We start from the raw sequence: 17459 nt of genomic DNA on the forward strand, positions 1-17459 counted from the left end.
ATTGGGCTTCACACATCATCGAGCTGAAGATTTATGAACGATCGACCTATCAAGCCCGCTGAGGCGGGCCAAGACAACGCAAATTTGCCTGTCCCAACGACGGCTCCAACAGAAAGCCCGCAAGAAACTGGCCGCGAGTTGGTGCCGTTTGAGGCGGAAGAGAAACGCGAAAGCTGGGTTTATCGTTTCCTCACCAAGCTGGGCCTGCGCTCTAGCGGCACCTTGCGTGATGATCTTAATGAAGCGCTCGCCGGTGAAGGCGAGGCAGGCGATCTTTTCTCGCCCGAAGAGCGCGCAATGCTGCAAAACATTTTGCGCTTACGCGAACGGCGGGTCGAAGACGTGATGGTGCCCCGTGCCGAAGTCCGCGCAGTGGACGAGCACATCGCATTGGGCGAGCTTCTCCAGATCTTTGAAGATAATGGTCATTCGCGGATGCCCGTGTATTCCGACAACCTTGATGATCCACGCGGCATGGTTCTGGTGAAGGATGTGCTGTTGCATCTGGTGGCGAAATCCACCGTGAAGAGCCGCAGCAAGAAAGCGGGTAACGGCCATGCAAAGCTAAACTTTGGCAAGGTTGATCTCGATAAGCCACTGTCGTCCATCAAAGCGGTCCGCTCCGTGCTTTTTGTGCCGCCTTCCATGCTTGCGGCTGATTTGATGGCACGTATGCAGGCCACGCGCACGCAGATGGCGCTGGTGATCGATGAATATGGCGGCACTGACGGCTTGGTGACGCTGGAGGATATCGTTGAGGAAGTTGTTGGCGATATCGAAGACGAACACGATGAAGACGACGAATTGATCACCGTTGACGGCAATCTGCGCTGGACGGTTGATGCACGCACCGAGCTTGAAGATATTCAGGAAGTCATTGGCGAGGCTTTTGATCCTGGAAGCAAAGGCGATGACATGGACACGATCGGTGGCCTTGTGTTTGCGCTGGCTGGTCATATCCCTGTTCGCGGCGAAGTTGTTCGCGGCATGCCCGGCTTTGAATTCAGAATTCTGGACGCTGACCCACGCCGTGTGCGCCGTCTGCAAATTGTTCAGATCAGCCGCCACCCCGTGCGTCGCAAAACGCCGGAAGAAGAAAAGTCTGACGAAGCAAAGGAGTGATTTTACTCTTTTTCGGCAGGCCCAAAATTTGCATCGTAAAAGCGCAACCAGTTATTGCCCATAATCCCCGCCACTTCGTCGGATGAAAAGCCGACCGCTTTCAAGCCAACTTCAATGGCGTCGAAATCGCGGTTGTCTTCAAACCAGGACGGCATTGGCGGAAAGCCCGGTGCGGCGGCTGAGCCTTCGCCAAAATCAGTTTCTTTTGACCATCTACCATTGCGCATCCATGTGACAATGGAATCGGGCTGGTCCTGACAAAGATCGGTGCCAATGCCCAAGTTTTGTGCGCCGTAGCGTGAAGCGGATTCAGCAATCATCTGGCAGAAACTCTCCAGCGTGCAGTCGCCTCCATCTTTCAGGTGATGCGGGTAGAGCGAAAAGCCCAACATGCCACCCCGCGTCGTCAGCGCTTTGAGAACTTCGTCTTTCTTGTTGCGCAAAGCCGCGTGCCACCAATGGGGGTTGGCATGGGTGATCGCAATGGGGCGTGCAGACAGATCAATGGCGTCCAGCGTCGAGCGATCAGCGGAATGGCTCATGTCGATCACGAGACCAACGCGGTTCATCTCCGCAATCGCCTGTTTGCCAAAGCGCGTTATGCCCGGATCTTCAGCCTCATAGCACCCCGTCGCAAGCAGCGATTGGTTGTTGTAGGAAAGCTGCATAAAGCGTGCGCCAAGTTGATGGCAGATTTCGATGAGCCCGATATCGTCTTCGATTGGTGACGGGTTTTGAAAGCCAAAAAAGATCGCCGTTTTTCCAGCTTCCCGTGCGATGCGTACATCTTCACCTGTGCGGCCCGGCATGATCAGGTCGTTGTGCCGCTCAAACCAAGTGTTCCAAGCTTCAAGATTGAGCACCATTTCGCGGAATGTTTCGTGATACGCGATGGTCACGTGGACAGCGTCAACACGCCCTTCGCGCATCTGGTGAAAAATCTTTTCAGACCAATTCGCATATTGCAGATTGTCAATTCTGTAAGCCGTCTCACCCATGCTTGCTCACCCACGCGAACTTCTTTTGTTCGACCTAGACTATGGCACTGCCAGTCGCAAATATCATCTTGCGTGTAAGCCTTTGCTGGCTCATCGTTAGGCCATGACAGAACCAACAATAGCTCTCGCTTTAGGCGCAGGCGGTGCGCGGGGCTTGGCCCACATTCATGCGCTCGCTGCCCTTGATGAACTGGGTCTTAAGCCTGTCGCCCTGGCTGGCACATCCATAGGCTCTATTATGGCGGCGGCCTACGCCAGTGGCATGAGGGCTGCGGAAATAGAGACATTCGCCAAAGATCGTTTTCGGATAGGAACCGATCTGCTTTCGGATATCTGGCGTTTGCGACCCGGCTCCTTCGCAGAATTCATGAAGGCCGGAGGGCCACGATTGGGCGAACTGAATGTCGAGAAGATCGTCGATGTTTTTCTTCCCGCAGCCATCCCAGCAACGTTTGAACAACTTGCCATTCCGCTGACTGCGGTAGCAACGGACTACTATGCCCACAGTCCTGCCGTCTTTTCCGCCGGCCCCTTAAAGCCGGCGCTGGCCGCTTCGGCAGCCGTGCCTGCCGTATTCAATTCTGTGATTGTGGATGGCACAGTTTATGTCGATGGCGGCATCACCAACCCTGTGCCGTTCGACCAATTGGCGGGCAAGGCGGACATTGTGATCGGCATTGACGTTGCTGGTGGTCCGGAGGGGACGCCGGGTAAGCGGCCCAGCAAGATTGATGTACTGTATGCATCCAGCCAATTGATGCAGCGATCGATTGCGAAAGCGATGGCCCAAAATTATCAGGTCGATATTTTTCTGCGGCCTGACGTCGGTCGGTTTCGGGTGCTCGATTTTGGAAAATCCATCGCCATTTTGAAGCACACACGCCCGTTTCGTGATGAGTTGAAGTCAGCCATCGAAGCGGCGATTACAGCCCATCAGGCGGCATAGGGAAGCATTTTCATGAGCTACGAAACCATTAAGTTTGAGATTAACGATGGCGTTGCCATCATCACACTCAATCGGCCCGAAGACGCCAACGCGCTCACGCAAAAACTGGCGGAAGAATTGTTCGACGCATCTGTCATTTGCCAGACAGATGACGCAATCCGTGCTGTCGTGATTACCGGTGCTGGAAAATTGTTCTGCGGCGGCGGCGACCTCAAGGAATTTGATCAAAACATGCACCGTGGTGAGGCCCACCTCATTCACGTTGCGACAATCCTTCACGCGGCGCTGATCCGCTTCGCCAAAATGGACGCTCCCGTTATTATGGCGGTCAATGGCACTGCTGGCGGCGGAGGATTTTCTGTTGCGCTGGCCGGCGACTTCGTCATCGCCGCTGATCACGCCAAATTCGTGTCTGCCTATACCGCGTCCAGCCTGACGCCGGATGGTTCCTCGACTTATTTTCTTGCCAAGCATGTGGGGTTGTTGAGGGCTAAAGAACTTATGCTCACCAACCGTGTGCTGACCGCCCATGAGGCGCAGGAATGGGGCATCGTAAATCGGGTCGTGGACGCCAGCGAGTTGATGGACGAGGCGATAAAGCTGGCACAACAATTCGCCAACGGCCCAACCAAGGCCTATGGCGGAACGAAGCGGTTGCTGCTCACCGCCTACAGCGACACGATGGAAACCCAGCTCGACAAGGAGGCGCAAAGTATAGGATCGATGATGAACACCGTTGATGGCCCGCACGGGGTTTCATCTTTCCTCAATAAGCAAAAACCGAAGTTTACCGGGAAGTAGTGCCTGCGAGAAACGCGGCCACTTCCTCGCGCCGTGCCATAGTATCGGCGTAGCCGAGATCAATCAGCTCGGCGATATAACCAGGCTCGAACAGCAGATAGCTTGGCAAACGTCCGTCAGACCCCGATGCGCCGCTTATCCGCATGAGAGTGCGTATGGCGCGCGGCATTTCGTGCTCATGGCGGCTGGCAATCGTGCGAAGGTCTTTTGATGGCTGGAGCGACAGAACATCAATCCTCTGCAGATGCTCCTTCTCGCGCTGTTCCGGTGTGAGTGTTGCGAGCAATCGGTTCACCCGATTCACGCGCTCAACATCGGCTTCCAGATTATCGTTGAAGAGGATATCCAGCATTGTGCCACCCATTTCGCCAATGGAAGGGTAGGGCTGCTCGATATCAGCTTGGGACATATCGACATGCGCATCCCGAACGCCAACGACAACGATGCGTCGAGCGCCCATGCGGATGACTGGCGACAAGGGCGCTGTTAAGCGAAGCGCACCGTCACCATGCCATGTGGGACCCACTTTAACCGCCGGGAAAATCAAAGGCAGGGCGGATGAGGCCATCAGGTGATCTACTGTAACTGGCTCATTCAGACCCTCGCGACGATGGCGCATCCATTCTTCGACGCCAGTTGTGGATTCATAATGCGTAACAGCGATGCCGCAGCCATAGCATGACGTGGTGATGCAAAATCCTGTAAGCGCTCCGCTTTCCATCGCACGCTGCATGCCATCCCGATCAAACTCTCGTTCCAACAATCGGCGCAGCGGTCGGTTGTCGAGCCAGCCGTAGCGGTTGGTTGATCCGCGAAAGACGAAGGTGCGAATGATTCGCCAGATCGTTGCGCGAACCGATCGCCAGCGCGGATCGAAGATCGAGCCGGTAGTGAGACTTCGCCAAAGGGTTTCCAGCTTGTCAGTCGCGGTGGAATAATTCTCCGCGTTGGCCGCAAGGCAAGCTGCGTTGATTGCACCAACCGAAGTACCCGAAATGATAGGGAAGGGATTTGCACTCTGCGGAGCGAGCTCCGCCAGTGCCCTCAAAACGCCGACTTGATAGGCCCCACGCGCGCCGCCACCTTGCAGGACAAGGCTGGTGGGAAAATCTGAATGCTTCAGGGGTGCGGGCATGAAGGGACTTTAGAGAGACTTTGGTTTCGGCGTTTTCCCTATCACGGCCCATGTCCAGTGACGAGGCGAACATTCGTCTGGTTTATGAAACAAAAAAGGCCCGAACGTATGTTCGGGCCTTTTTTGATCGTGCTTTGAAAATGACTAGCCAGCCGCGGCAACAGCCCGCTTAGCCATAACCTTCACCAAATTGGCCCGGTATTCCGAGGTCCCGTGAATATCTGACAACATCATGCCAGCGTCTTGATCGCATCCATCAAGAGCGTCCGGGCTCCACGAACTTGAAAGCGCCGCTTCCATATCGGTTGCGCGATAGACGCCGCCGGAAGACGCTCCCGTCACCGCGACGCGCACACCATCCGCGCCGTGGGCAACAAACACACCAGCCATTGCATAGCGCGAAGCTGGATTGGGGAATTTGGCGTAAGCCCCTTTTTCCGGCGCGGTGAACGAGACAGCGGTGATGACTTCATCATCGTCCAGCGCAGTTTCGAACATGCCGGTGAAGAAATCCTCTGCAGCCAATTCCCGTTTTGTGGTGTGGATAGTCGCCCCCAACGCCATCATGGCAGATGGGTAGTCCGCAGCCGGATCGTTGTTGGCAACCGAGCCACCAATTGTGCCGCGGTGACGAACTGCCGGATCACCAATGTGAGAAGCAAGATTGCTGATCGAAGGGCAGACTTTGCGAAGTTCCGCGTTCGTGGCGACCTCGTTATGGGTTGTAGCAGCACCAATACGCACATTTTTTCCGTTGATAGTAATGCCGTGCATATCGCCGATATGAGTCACATCAATCAGATCGGACGGAGCGGCAAGACGGGCCTTCATCGTTGGTAGCAGCGTTTGGCCACCCGCGATGAATTTGCCATCATCCGCCCCCGCCATTTTGGCGACTGCATCGTCAGCGCTGGAAGCGCGGTGATAGGAAGTCTCATACATAGCTTTTTCTCCTTGCGCTGATTTAAGCGTTGTTGATCGCGGCCCAGACATTCTGCGGCGTGGCCGGCATAGCCAGTTTGTCGTTGCCAATCGCGTCTGCAATCGCGTTGATAACCGCTGGGGGCGAACCGATGGCTCCGGCCTCGCCACAACCCTTGATGCCGAGCGGGTTGCCCGGGCACAGCGTTTCGGTGGTCGAGACTTCGAAGTTTGGCACATCGTCAGCACGCGGCATGGTGTAATCCATGTAAGATGCTGACAGCAACTGGCCGTCATCATCGTAGACCGCGTTTTCCAGCATGGCCTGGCCGATGCCCTGGGTGAGGCCGCCATGGACCTGACCTTCCACAATCATCGGATTGATGATCTTGCCAAAATCGTCCGCTGCCACAAAACGCTCAATCTTGGTCACACCCGTATCGGGATCAACCTCGACTTCGCAGATGTAGCAACCGGCGGGGAAGGTGAAGTTGGACGGATCGTAGAACGCGCCTTCCTTCAGGCCCGGCTCCATGCCTTCTGGCAGGTTGTGGGCGGTGTATGCGCCGAGGCACACTTCGTGCCAGCCAAGCTTCTTGTCGGTGCCTTTGACCAACACTTCGCCGTCCTTGATCTCGATATCGCCTTCCGACGCTTCAAGCAGATGCGCTGCGATTTTCTTGGCTTTGGCCTCCACCTTATCAAGCGCCTTGACGATAGCCGACATGCCGACCGCGCCGGAGCGCGAACCGTATGTGCCCATGCCAAACTGCACCTTGTCGGTGTCGCCGTGGACGATCTGGACGTTTTCCATCGGCAGACCAAAGCGCTCGTTCACAAGCTGGGCAAACGTCGTTTCATGGCCTTGGCCGTGGCTGTGGGAGCCGGTGAGAATTTCCACCGTGCCGACAGGGTTCACGCGAACTTCCGCCGATTCCCAAAGGCCAACACCAGCGCCAAGCGAGCCAACCGCCGCAGACGGTGCGATGCCGCAAGCCTCAATGTAGCAGGACATGCCAATGCCGCGCTTCATGCCGTTCTTTTCGGATTCTGCCCGCCGCTTGTCAAAGCCTTTGTAGTCGATGGCTTCCATCGCGGCATCGAGCGAAGCGTTAAAGTCGCCCGCATCGTAACACATGATAACCGGCGTCTGGTGCGGGAATTCCATAATGAAATTCTGACGGCGCAGATCGGCTGGATCGACACCCAATTCCTTGGCCGCCTTTGTCATTAGACGTTCCAGCAAATAGGTCGCTTCCGGACGGCCAGCGCCACGATAGGCGTCTACCGGCACGGTGTTGGTATAAACCGTCTTCACGTTGCAGTGGATGTTGGGGATGTTGTATTGGCCCGAGAGCAGCGTCGCATAGAGATATGTCGGCACGGACGAAGAGAATAGGCTCATATACGCGCCGAGATTTGCAATCGTTTCCACCTTGAGGCCCACGATCTTGTTGTTCTTATCGAAGCCGATTTTCGCGGTCGACACGTGGTCGCGGCCATGGGCGTCAGTGACAAAGGCTTCCGAGCGGTCCGCCGTCCATTTGACCGCATCAACACCGGCTTTCTTCGCGGCCCAAAGGCAAACGATTTCTTCCGGGTAAATGTAAATTTTTGCGCCAAAGCCACCACCAACATCGGGGGCGATCACGCGCAATTTGTTTTCTGGGGCGACATTGTAGAACGCCGAAAGGACCAGCCGCGCCACATGCGGGTTCTGGCTGGTTGTGTGCAGTGTGAAATGGTCTTCTGCGCTGTCGTATTGAGCGAGCGCCGAGCGCGGCTCCATCGGGTTGGGCGACAGGCGGTTGTTGCGAATGTCGATCTCGACAATCTTGGCTGCACCCTTCAGCGCGTCGTCGGTCGGGGCTTCTTCGCCGATGTCCCAATCGAAGATGATGTTGTTCTTCGCTTCAGGATGTAGCTGTGGCGCGCCGTCTTTCATGGCGTCCACCGCACTGACAACAGCGGCCAAAACTTCGTAATCCACCTCAACAGCTTCCGCTGCCGCGCGGGCTTCGTCCAGGCTCTCGGCGATGACCACTGCTACCGCGTCACCCACGTAGCGCACGTATTCGGTAGCAAGCGCCGACCATGCGCCCATGTTCATAGGCGAGCCGTCCTTGGAATGGACCATCCAGCCGCAAATGATGTTGCCGATGCCGTCGCCGGTTAGTTGCTTGCCGTCAAACACACCTGCCACGCCGGGCATGGCCTCGGCTGCGGACTTGTCGATGCCATTGATTTTCGCGTGGGCGTGGGGCGAGCGGACGAAGGCCGCATAGTGCATGCCCGCGACCTTGAAGTCGTCCGTATAACGGCCCTTGCCAGTGATGAATCTCTTGTCTTCCTTGCGCAACACGCGTGCGCCAATTCCTTCAATTCCCATTCGTCGTTCCTCCTCATATTGGGTTCGCTCACGCTATCGGGCTGTTGCCCTGCGCTCCGCGGGGGCGGCGCAACTGGCGCCGGACGGGGCTTGCCCGTCTTGTCATTTACAAAACTTATTCAGCAGCCTGTTTAGCGCTTTCGCCCATGGCAGCAGCGCCAGCGGCGATTGATTTGACGATGTTGTGGTAGCCCGTGCAGCGGCAGATATTGCCTTCAAGCTCGGCGCGGATTGTCTTTTCGTCGAGATTGGGACCATGACGGTTCACCATATCAACGGCGGCCATAATCATGCCCGGTGTGCAGAAACCACATTGTAGGCCGTGGTTTTCGCGGAACGCAGCCTGCATCGGGTGCAGATCATCGTTTCCTGCCAGACCTTCAATCGTCGTTACTTCGCTGCCTGAGGCTTGCACGGCCAGCACGGTGCAGGATTTGACGGCCTTGCCATCAATATGCACCACGCAAGCGCCACACTGCGATGTGTCGCAGCCAACATGGGTTCCTGTCAGGTTGCGCTGTTCGCGGATATAATCAACCAGCAACATCCGGTCTTCGACATTGGCGGAAGTCGCCTTGCCGTTCACGGTGATTTCTACTTTGGACATATGTAAGTCTCTCCCTGTGATACACGGGGTTGCCAACGGGTAAACCGCGCTACAACCAATTCCTCCATGCGGAGTGTATGGTTGTCTTTTGCTTGCTGGCAAGGGCTTGATGTGTCGCGGCGGGGCGATGGTGGCCTACAGTTTGAAAAAACCTTTCTGCATACCCACTTGAACGAGAAGAGGCCGACCAAGGACAAACCAAACGAGCGAAAAAATCACCGTCAATGTGCCGCACAAACTCACCAAAGAGGGCGCACACGAGAAAATCGACAAGGGATTCGCGAAAGTTCAAGAACAGATCGGTGGCAAGGGCGTTGCGGTGGAACAGTCTTGGGATGGCGACATAATGAGTTTCACCGCCGGAGCCATGGGCCAAAAGCTTAGCGGACGGCTGACCGTTATGGATGACAAGGTTCACATCGAAGTCGACCTGCCTTGGCTGCTGGCCAAGCTGTCTGGCACCGTGAAAGAAAAACTGGCGCAAGGCACGAAACTGTTGCTGGAGAAAAAGTGAGCGATTATCTGTATCGCATTCATGCAAAGAAAACGGTCGAAATTTTGCGATGGTCGGGCTATATGTAAAGAAAATTAGGGAATCTTTGCATATAAAATCGATGTTGAAAGAAACTTACACAATCCCAAGCTTACCGCTAACCCTCGATTTTGAGACGCTGACGGTCTTGAAAGCGCTGAAAAATGCCTCTCGCAGTCTAGCTGAGGTCAAAGGCCGTGCGCCTGTCATACCCAACCAAGCTATTTTGATCGACACACTGTCTTTGCAGGAAGCCAAAGACAGTTCGGAAATTGAAAACATCGTAACCACCAACGATGAGTTGTTCAAAGGCGCACCTGAAAAAGACATCGCATTAGCAGGCCCCGCAAAAGAGGTAGCTATGTATCGGGACGCCATGCGCCATGGCTTTAATGCATTGACCGACACTGGGCTTATTACTAACCGCACAATTATTGAAATGTTTCGAATGCTCAAAAACCGCAATGATGGTTTCAGAACTTTGCCGGGAACAGCTCTCACAAACAACAACGGCGATATAATCTATGTGCCCCCTCAAATTCCTTCTGAGGTTGCGGATCGAATGAGCGAGCTTGAAGCTTATATTAATCAAGAAGATGACCTTGATCCGCTTATCAAGATGGCAATTGTCCATCATCAGTTTGAGAGCATTCACCCTTTTCCTGATGGCAATGGCCGCGTAGGCCGCATGCTAAATGTCCTCTACCTTACCAAGGCTGGGCTCCTAGGAACGCCCATTTTATATATGAGCCGAGGGATCAACCGATCAAAAGGTGAATACTATAGGCTTCTCCAAGCGGTTCGAGAGGACAACGCATGGGAAGATTGGGTCGTGTATTTGCTCAACATTGTTGATGATACGGCAAAACTAACGCTTGAATTGATCGAAGGCATCCGAAAACTCATGGCCGATTTCAAACGGCTCATCCGGCAAAACCATCCTAAGGTCTATTCGCAGGATCTGGTGAATAATCTATTCCGCCACCCCTATACCCGAATTGAGTTTGTCATGACTGAACTCAACGTCTCACGACCAACGGCAACATCATACCTTGAAAGACTAGCTGCCGATCCCGAATTGCGAGTAGAAAAAATGACTGAAGGCCGTAACAATTATTACGTTAACATGGCCCTCTTTGAGCTGTTGGCAGTTGATCGTAGCTAGCTTGCTCCACGCCGCTGAGTCCAGTTCGCCTCATCCCGTAGCACCACGACTTTTGGGCGTTGCCTTCGTAGGCTGGAGAACTGTAAATCACGCATCACCTGAGATGTTTTGCGTATATCCAGCAAAGGGCCTTCTTTATGATCGAAACTCCCTATCTTCTTTTCCTAGGCGATGCGCCGGACCGTTTGGCGGCCAAGGTCGCTCAGGGCATCAAGGATTGGCGTCCTGAATTGTGCGTTGGTCAATACCGCATGGACGGCTGCAACGCCGATATGGGGCTGACAGACATGACGCTGGACGAGGCTCTGGCCGCCGGTGCGAAAACGCTAGTCATCGGCGTTGCAAACCGTGGTGGCTACATTTCGGATTCCTGGCGTGCAGTGCTGAAAGAGGCGCTTGAGAAGGGCTTCGATATCGCATCCGGTCTGCACAACCTGTTGCGGGATGAGCAAGATCTCGTATCGGTTGCCGATATGAACGAGCGCACACTGCACGATGTGCGCGTGCCGACGATTGCTTATCCCATCGCCAGTGGTGTGAAGCGCGCGGGCAAGCGCTGTCTGGCTGTTGGCACGGATTGTTCGGTCGGTAAAATGTATACCGCGCTTTGCATGGAAAAAGTGATGCGCGAACGGAACATGAAAGCCACATTCCGCGCGACTGGCCAGACCGGAATTTTGGTCACGGGCAGCGGCGTGCCGCTGGATGCGGTGATCGCGGACTTCATGGCCGGATCGATCGAATGGCTCACACCGGACAACGATGAAGACCATTGGGATCTCATTGAAGGCCAAGGGTCGCTTTACCATGCATCTTACTCTGGCGTGACGCTGGCGCTGATCCACGGCGGCCAACCAGATGCGCTGGTTCTGTGCCACGAGCCAACCCGCGAACACATGCGCGGCCTGCCGGATTATCAGCAACCTTCGCTGGAAGAGTTGCGCGACACGGCGCTGATTATGGCGCGAGTGGTGAATCCAGATGTGAAGGTGGTTGGTATCTCTATCAATACACAACATTTATCGGAAGAAGACGCCAAGGCGCTTTGCGCGGAAACTGAAGCCAGAATGGGTCTGCCTACAGTTGATCCTTTCCGCCATGGTGCGGAGCGTTTGGTGGATGCTTTGGTCGCCTGATGCATCTTACTCTCACTGTAGAAGAAACCGTCTTCGCGCTCGCCGAAGTATTCACCATTTCTCGAGGCTCGCGCACGCAAGCGCGGGTCGTGACGGTTTCGCTCACTGATGGCACGCATACGGGCATGGGCGAAAGTGTGCCTTATGGACGGTATGGCGAGACGGTCGAAGGCGTGATCGAGACGATCCATTCTTTGGCGAATGACTTTGCCAATGGTTTGGACCGTGCGGCCCTGCAAGATCGCCTTAACGGCGGTGCCGCTCGCAATGCGCTTGATTGCGCACTTTGGGATCTAGAAGCCAAGCGGGCAGGCAAGCGGGTTTGGGACTTGGCAGGATTGCCCGCGCCCGGCCCGGAAATCACGGCCTATACGCTGTCGCTGGCTGAGCCCGATGTGATGAAAGCCAAGGCGGCTGAACATTCATGGCGACCGCTCTTGAAAGTGAAGCTCGGCGGCGAGGGCGACATGGCGCGGCTGGAGGCCGTTCGCGCCGGTGCGCCCAAGACCGACATCATCATTGATGCTAATGAGGGTTGGGACGCCGATACCTACAACACGCTGGCCCCTGTTCTGGTCGAGCTCGGCGTGAAGATGGTCGAACAGCCTATGCCTGCGGGCGAGGACGAATCCTTGCGCGGTCTGAAGCGCGTCCTGCCCGTATGTGCGGATGAATCCTGCCACGACCGTGCTTCGCTGCCAGACCTTGCGGGCAAATACGATATGGTCAACATCAAGCTGGACAAGACCGGCGGTCTGACCGAAGCACTGCTTCTGAAAGCCGAAGCCGAAAAACAGGGTTTTGCCATCATGACCGGCTGCATGGTCGGCTCATCGCTTGCCATGGCGCCTGCGACACTGGTGGCGCAGGGTTGTGCCTATACCGATCTGGACGGACCGCTGCTTCTGGCCGAAGATCGTTCCACACCACTGCAATTCGACAAGGCCGGCGTTCACCCGCCACGGCCTGAACTTTGGGGTTAGATTCATGCGTACTGTCTATGTGAACGGCGATTACCTGCCGGAAAACGAAGCCACCGTTTCCATCTTTGATCGCGGTTTTCTGTTTGCCGATGGAATCTACGAAGTCACAACCGTGGTCGACGGCAAGCTGATCGGCTTTGACGGTCACATCAAGCGTCTTCAGCGTTCCGCCGATGAGTTGAAGATGAACATTAAAGTGGATGAACCTGAAATGCTGGAAATCCACCGTGAACTGGTCAAGCGCAACAATCTCGACCAAGGCATGATTTATCTGCAATACACACGCGGCAATCCGGGCGACCGGGACTTCGCCTTCCCGCCGGAAGACACCAAGCCAACGCTGGTGATGTTCACGCAGGAGAAGAAGGTTGTCGGCACTGCGGTTGAGGAAAATGGCCTGAAAGTTGTCACGCTGGAAGACTTGCGGTGGGGTCGCCGCGATATCAAAACCGTGCAGCTGCTTTACCCATCGCTTGCCAAGATGGAAGCCAAGGCGCGTGGCGCGGACGATGCGTGGATGGTGCAGGACGGGTTCGTCACCGAAGGCACGTCCAACAACGCCTATATCGTGAAGGATGGCACCATCATTACCCGCCACCTGTCGAACGACATTCTCCACGGCATCACCCGCAAGAGCATTCTGGCCTGCGCGCAACTTTTGCAGATGAAGGTTGAGGAACGACCCTTCACGGTAGACGAGGCCTACGCAGCCGACGAGGCTTTCGCCACTTCTGCGTCGGGTTTTGCCAATCCGATTGTCGAGATTGACGGCAAGAAAGTCGGCTCCGGCAAGCCGGGTGAAGTGTCGGCCAAGCTGCGCGAACTCTATATCGAAGAAAACATGAAAGCGGCCGTTTGAGGCGGGCACGCGCGCAGGGTGTCTTTACCGTTGGTCCGGTTGGAAACGGCCATGTGTCCATCGGGCCGAGACCCATGGCGGAAGGGCTGGACGATTGGTGCGATGCCTTGCGGATGGCGGGCGTGCATCACGTGGTTTCGCTGATCGAAGACAGCGAAGTTGCGCGCTACGGTCTGGCTGATGAAGATGCGGTGCTAGCCGAAAACGGGATCGGGTTTGAGCGTTTTCCGGTTGACGATTTTGACATTCCCGATGCGGGTGCCTTCCAAAATCTGATCACTGCCCTGAGCGAGAAACTCGCCAGTGGAAAGCACGTTTTCCTCCACTGCGCTGGCGGCGTTGGCCGCGCCGGAACCACCGCCTCATGTTTGCTGATCGCCCATGGTTGGCAAGCCGATCAAGCGATGAAAGACGTGAGCGCGGCGCGAGGAGAAAAGTGCCCCGAGACCATTGAGCAGGTTGCCTTCATTCGCAGGTTCAATCCGTTGCAACCTTAAACTGGTTTTCCCGAACCGTAGATCGCAGCGAAACTATTGCATCCGGCACCTTTGCGAAGAACACACTCACTGATACGTTTGCTGCATTGTTCATGGGGCAGACCAAATGCGCTTTTTCTCAACTAAAGACCGTCCGCCCCATCTTGGCCCATACCCGCTGGAGCGGCTGACCCGCGCTGACGGGCTGCCTGATATAGCCAATATTCCTGTGCCTGCGCCGCTCTCGTTCCACCGCGCGAACGAGCCGCAATCAATCGTTAACGCGATGGGCGAATATCAGGCGATGATGGATGCGATCCGCGATGGGCTGGTAGCAAAAGTCCGCTCCATCGTGCCGGATGATCTGACCGAGCGGGCAAACCATATCAAAGGCTTCGGCTATTTCTCCGACGCTTCGATGGTCGGAGTTTGCGAACTGCCGAAAGAGACATTTCTTCAAACCCCAACCCGTAATCTCGACATTGAGCGCCTAGCCAATGATCTGCGCACCAAGCAGACGAAAACACTGGCAGCAGGCATCGACATGATCATGGCAAGCCTGAAGGAATCCATGGACGCGCCGCCAACCGATTGCGACCATCACACCCACGCTATCGTTTTTCTCTACGAGCATTACCGAGACCCGCGCCCTGACGAACCGGGGAGCGAATGGATCATGGACGCTCAAGATCACCGGGCGTGTTTGAGAGCTACAGAGACGGCCTCTGTCATGGCAAACTACCTGCGCACGCTTGGCTTCGACGCGCGGTGCCACAGCGGCACGACGAGCGATGTGAACCTGAACGCGCTGGCCGTAGCAGCCGGTTTGGCGACATTGGAAAGCGACGGCTTGCACAATCCTTACCTCGGCTCCCGCTTCGGTTTAGCAGCCATCACCACCACTTTCGAGATGAAGCCAGACCGGACACTCGCGCCTTTCGCAGAGCAGCCGCGTTCGGTAGTCAACGGCTTTGCTTGGAAATACGGCAAGGGCACTGGCAAGTCGGCACTGAACCGCGATCCCTTCGCCAAGCGAGACTATGTTGCGGGTGCCCACCCGTTTGAGAAACTCAAGCGCGTGGACAAGCCGACGACCTATATCGACGAAGACCAAGTTGCCCGTGTGCCCAAACGGGCCGACATGTTCGCCCGTGCCCAGTTTGGCGATATGGGCAAGGCCGTTCAAGCCAATGCGACCGGCGGCAAATACGCGATCAAAGCCGCACCGTCAGCCGGCCAGCGCCGCGCTCTCGGTGCTTTCGTCTTGCTGCAAGACGGCGCATGGGCTGAGACACCATCGCCGCTGGCAAGTGACGCACAGCGCAATGCCGACAACATCAAGGCTGCCTGCTATTTCCTCGGCGTGGATGCCGTGGGCCTGTCTCGCTGTCCCGATTGGACATGGTATTCCCACGATGCCCGCGGCGACCCCATCGACCCGCCGCACGATCAAGCAATTTCGATGATTATCGACCAAGGCTACGAGACAATGGAAGGCGCATCGGGCGACGACTGGATTTCGGTCGCCCAATCCATGCGCGCTTATCTGCGTTTCTCGTTGCTTGGCGGTGTCGTTGCCAAGCACATCCGCAATCTTGGTTTTTCCGCGAAGGCCCATTCGGTGATGGATGGCGAAGTGTTGCAGCCGCCGCTTCTGTTGCTCTCGGGTCTCGGCGAGGTTTCGCGCATCGGTGAAGTGATCCTCAACCCCTATCTCGGTCCGCGTCTGAAGTCCGGCGCGGTGACCACCACCATGCCGATGGTCCACGACAAACCGATTGATTTCGGCATGCAGAAGTTCTGCGAAAGCTGCAACAAGTGCGCCCGCGAATGCCCCTCCGGAGCGATCACAGCTGGTCCGAAGCGGATGTTCAACGGCTATGAGATCTGGAAATCCGACAGCCAGAAATGCGCCACTTACCGCATCACAACCGAAGGCGGCGCGATGTGCGGACGCTGCATGAAAACCTGCCCTTGGAACTTAGAGGGCCTGTTTGCCGAAGCGCCCTTCCGCTGGGCGGCGATGAACATGCCAAAGGCTGCGCCGGTGCTGGCCAAGCTGGATGACATGGTGGGCAATGGCGGACTTAACCTGACGAAAAAGTGGTGGTGGGATCTGGAGCTTCAGCCGCAAGGGAACTACGCGCCCACCGACAAGCCGCTCAACGAGCGCGACCTGCAAAAAGACCTCGATCTGAAATATGAAGACCAGACGCTCGCCGTCTACCCCGCCCCGCTCGCACCGCCGCCATATCCCTTTCCCTTCCCGATGGATCGCGATAAGGGCATCGAGGCGTATGAGCGGATGATATCCGCTGATGAATACCGCAAGCGCAAAGAGGCGGGCGAGGAGAATCCATCCGGCCATGTCTACAATCTGCCCGATGGCGACGCGCCTGTGATTCCTGTGCGAGTGTCCAAAGCAGAAGCAATGACGCCTGACATCACCAAATACGAGTTCGAAACCCTCGACGGTTCACCCTTGCCGGAATGGAGCGCCGGCGCTCATCTGGATATCGTCGTTGCCCCCGAATTCTTGCGGCAATATTCGATGTCGGGCGACCCTGCTGATCGCTCAAAATATCAAATTGCGGTTTTGCGCGAGGACGAAGGACGCGGTGGCTCCGCCCTCATGCACCGCATTTTCACGCAAGGCCGCACGGTTTTCATTTCGCGCCCGATCAATCATTTCCATCTGCTGGAGGACGCGAAGAAAACCATTCTGCTTGGCGGCGGCATAGGCATTACACCGATGATCGCTATGGCGCATGAAATGCACGCGCGTAGGGCTGATTTTGAATTTCGCTATTCCTGCAAGAGCCGGGAGGTCGCTTCTTTCATGGACGATCTGGCCGCCGTGCCGTGGAGGGACAAAATCACTTTCCATTTCTCCGACGAAGGAACCCGTCTTGATGTGGCAGCTTTGCTGGCAAAGCCGCAGAATGGGGTTCACATCTACACTTGCGGGCCTGACCGTCACATGAACGCCATTTTGGAAGCGGCTGAAAAAGCGGGTTGGCCCGATGAACAGGTGCACAAGGAATTTTTCTCGGTTCCCGAAGCACCGGATTATGTGAACCACGATTTCACGCTCCGTCTCGTCAAGAGCGGCAAAGATGTCCACGTCGCTGCCGATCAACTGCCCACCGATGCCCTGTTGGCTGCTGGCATCCATGTCGATGTGAAATGCTCCGATGGCCTGTGTGGCGTGTGTCAGTGCGATGTTATTGCTGGCGAGGTGGAGCATCGCGATTTCGTGCTGTCGAAGAAGCAGCGCGAAACCCGCATGATCTTGTGCCAAAGCCGGGCTGCCGAGCCGGATGGTGTTCTAGAGATTGACCTGTAACCCTTGCATCGCGCGGCGCTTTGGGAAAAGTTGCGACCAAACA

15 protein-coding genes are annotated in these 17459 nt (G+C 56.0%); 10 read left to right on the plus strand and 5 right to left on the minus strand.

Annotated elements, in window-relative coordinates; translation table 11 throughout:
- The first annotated feature begins 33 nt into the window (after positions 1–33).
- Positions 34–1122 carry a hemolysin family protein gene (locus ACFQ14_RS11095; RefSeq protein ID WP_377212794.1) on the plus strand — a complete coding sequence of 363 codons (1089 nt, stop codon included), beginning with the start codon at positions 34–36 and terminating at the stop codon, positions 1120–1122.
- A 2-nt stretch (positions 1123–1124) separates the two neighbouring features.
- Here the strand turns inward: ACFQ14_RS11095 and ACFQ14_RS11100 are convergent, their stop codons facing one another.
- On the minus strand, positions 1125–2120 hold the full coding sequence (locus tag ACFQ14_RS11100) for a membrane dipeptidase (RefSeq protein ID WP_377212795.1): 996 nt from the start codon (positions 2118–2120) through the stop codon (positions 1125–1127).
- 103 nt (positions 2121–2223) lie between these two features.
- Here ACFQ14_RS11100 and ACFQ14_RS11105 point away from each other — a divergent pair, with 103 nt between their 5' ends.
- Positions 2224–3066, plus strand: coding sequence for a patatin-like phospholipase family protein (locus ACFQ14_RS11105; protein ID WP_377212796.1), 843 nt, complete (start codon positions 2224–2226; stop codon positions 3064–3066).
- Positions 3067–3078: 12 nt separating this feature from the next.
- Positions 3079–3867 carry an enoyl-CoA hydratase/isomerase family protein gene (locus ACFQ14_RS11110; RefSeq protein ID WP_377212797.1) on the plus strand — a complete coding sequence of 263 codons (789 nt, stop codon included), beginning with the start codon at positions 3079–3081 and terminating at the stop codon, positions 3865–3867.
- On the opposite strand, the gene ACFQ14_RS11115 is transcribed toward ACFQ14_RS11110, so the two are convergent.
- The 4 genes from ACFQ14_RS11115 to ACFQ14_RS11130 all read right to left on the minus strand — a co-directional run bounded on the left by ACFQ14_RS11115 (position 3854) and on the right by ACFQ14_RS11130 (position 8919).
- Positions 3854–5002: a patatin-like phospholipase family protein gene (locus ACFQ14_RS11115; protein ID WP_377212798.1), complete on the minus strand. Its 1149-nt coding sequence runs from the start codon at positions 5000–5002 to the stop codon at positions 3854–3856. The genes ACFQ14_RS11110 and ACFQ14_RS11115 overlap by 14 nt on opposite strands.
- Positions 5003–5146: 144 nt before the next feature.
- Positions 5147–5944 carry an FAD binding domain-containing protein gene (locus ACFQ14_RS11120; RefSeq protein ID WP_377212799.1) on the minus strand — a complete coding sequence of 266 codons (798 nt, stop codon included), beginning with the start codon at positions 5942–5944 and terminating at the stop codon, positions 5147–5149.
- Between the two features lie 22 nt (positions 5945–5966).
- Positions 5967–8312 (minus strand): xanthine dehydrogenase family protein molybdopterin-binding subunit, encoded by a 2346-nt coding sequence (locus tag ACFQ14_RS11125; RefSeq protein WP_377212800.1) that lies wholly within the window; start codon positions 8310–8312, stop codon positions 5967–5969.
- A 115-nt stretch (positions 8313–8427) separates the two neighbouring features.
- Positions 8428–8919 (minus strand): (2Fe-2S)-binding protein, encoded by a 492-nt coding sequence (locus ACFQ14_RS11130; RefSeq protein WP_377212801.1) that lies wholly within the window; start codon positions 8917–8919, stop codon positions 8428–8430.
- Between the two features lie 226 nt (positions 8920–9145).
- Between ACFQ14_RS11130 and ACFQ14_RS11135 the strand changes: the two genes are divergently transcribed.
- From ACFQ14_RS11135 to ACFQ14_RS11165, 7 genes are all read left to right on the plus strand, one after another.
- Entirely contained in the window at positions 9146–9433 is a 288-nt protein-coding gene (locus ACFQ14_RS11135) for a polyhydroxyalkanoic acid system family protein (protein WP_377212802.1), read from the plus strand.
- A 100-nt stretch (positions 9434–9533) separates the two neighbouring features.
- Positions 9534–10616, plus strand: coding sequence for a Fic family protein (locus ACFQ14_RS11140; protein ID WP_377212803.1), 1083 nt, complete (start codon positions 9534–9536; stop codon positions 10614–10616).
- Positions 10617–10753: 137 nt separating this feature from the next.
- Positions 10754–11752, plus strand: a complete 999-nt coding sequence (gene dgcN / locus ACFQ14_RS11145; RefSeq protein WP_377212804.1) for an N-acetyltransferase DgcN — start codon at positions 10754–10756, stop codon at positions 11750–11752.
- On the plus strand, positions 11752–12735 hold the full coding sequence (dgcA, locus tag ACFQ14_RS11150) for an N-acetyl-D-Glu racemase DgcA (RefSeq protein ID WP_377212805.1): 984 nt from the start codon (positions 11752–11754) through the stop codon (positions 12733–12735). Before dgcN ends, dgcA begins: the two co-directional genes overlap by 1 nt.
- A 4-nt stretch (positions 12736–12739) precedes the next feature.
- Positions 12740–13594: a D-amino-acid transaminase gene (locus ACFQ14_RS11155; RefSeq protein ID WP_377212806.1), complete on the plus strand. Its 855-nt coding sequence runs from the start codon at positions 12740–12742 to the stop codon at positions 13592–13594.
- The gene (locus ACFQ14_RS11160) at positions 13591–14091 is read left to right on the plus strand and encodes a protein-tyrosine phosphatase family protein (protein WP_377212807.1); all 501 of its coding nucleotides are present in this window, start codon (positions 13591–13593) and stop codon (positions 14089–14091) included. Before ACFQ14_RS11155 ends, ACFQ14_RS11160 begins: the two co-directional genes overlap by 4 nt.
- 106 nt (positions 14092–14197) lie before the next feature.
- Positions 14198–17416, plus strand: a complete 3219-nt coding sequence (locus ACFQ14_RS11165) for a reductive dehalogenase (RefSeq protein ID WP_377212808.1) — start codon at positions 14198–14200, stop codon at positions 17414–17416.
- Positions 17417–17459: the final 43 nt, after the last annotated feature.

The sequence above is a fragment of the Pseudahrensia aquimaris genome (genome assembly GCF_042676045.1).
Classification (GTDB): Bacteria; Pseudomonadota; Alphaproteobacteria; order Rhizobiales; family Rhizobiaceae; genus Pseudahrensia; species Pseudahrensia aquimaris.

What these genes read in the sequence shown, in the direction of transcription:
- ACFQ14_RS11095 (WP_377212794.1), top strand. Translation starts at nt 34, where the DNA reads ATGAACGATCGACCTATCAAGCCCGCTGAGGCGGGCCAAGACAACGCA.
- ACFQ14_RS11125 (WP_377212800.1), bottom strand. Translation starts at nt 8,312, where the DNA reads ATGGGAATTGAAGGAATTGGCGCACGCGTGTTGCGCAAGGAAGACAAG.
- ACFQ14_RS11155 (WP_377212806.1), top strand. Translation starts at nt 12,740, where the DNA reads ATGCGTACTGTCTATGTGAACGGCGATTACCTGCCGGAAAACGAAGCC.
- ACFQ14_RS11105 (WP_377212796.1), top strand. Translation starts at nt 2,224, where the DNA reads ATGACAGAACCAACAATAGCTCTCGCTTTAGGCGCAGGCGGTGCGCGG.
- ACFQ14_RS11140 (WP_377212803.1), top strand. Translation starts at nt 9,534, where the DNA reads ATGTTGAAAGAAACTTACACAATCCCAAGCTTACCGCTAACCCTCGAT.
- dgcN (WP_377212804.1), top strand. Translation starts at nt 10,754, where the DNA reads ATGATCGAAACTCCCTATCTTCTTTTCCTAGGCGATGCGCCGGACCGT.
- dgcA (WP_377212805.1), top strand. Translation starts at nt 11,752, where the DNA reads ATGCATCTTACTCTCACTGTAGAAGAAACCGTCTTCGCGCTCGCCGAA.
- ACFQ14_RS11130 (WP_377212801.1), bottom strand. Translation starts at nt 8,919, where the DNA reads ATGTCCAAAGTAGAAATCACCGTGAACGGCAAGGCGACTTCCGCCAAT.
- ACFQ14_RS11100 (WP_377212795.1), bottom strand. Translation starts at nt 2,120, where the DNA reads ATGGGTGAGACGGCTTACAGAATTGACAATCTGCAATATGCGAATTGG.
- ACFQ14_RS11115 (WP_377212798.1), bottom strand. Translation starts at nt 5,002, where the DNA reads ATGCCCGCACCCCTGAAGCATTCAGATTTTCCCACCAGCCTTGTCCTG.
- ACFQ14_RS11120 (WP_377212799.1), bottom strand. Translation starts at nt 5,944, where the DNA reads ATGTATGAGACTTCCTATCACCGCGCTTCCAGCGCTGACGATGCAGTC.
- ACFQ14_RS11165 (WP_377212808.1), top strand. Translation starts at nt 14,198, where the DNA reads ATGCGCTTTTTCTCAACTAAAGACCGTCCGCCCCATCTTGGCCCATAC.
- ACFQ14_RS11110 (WP_377212797.1), top strand. Translation starts at nt 3,079, where the DNA reads ATGAGCTACGAAACCATTAAGTTTGAGATTAACGATGGCGTTGCCATC.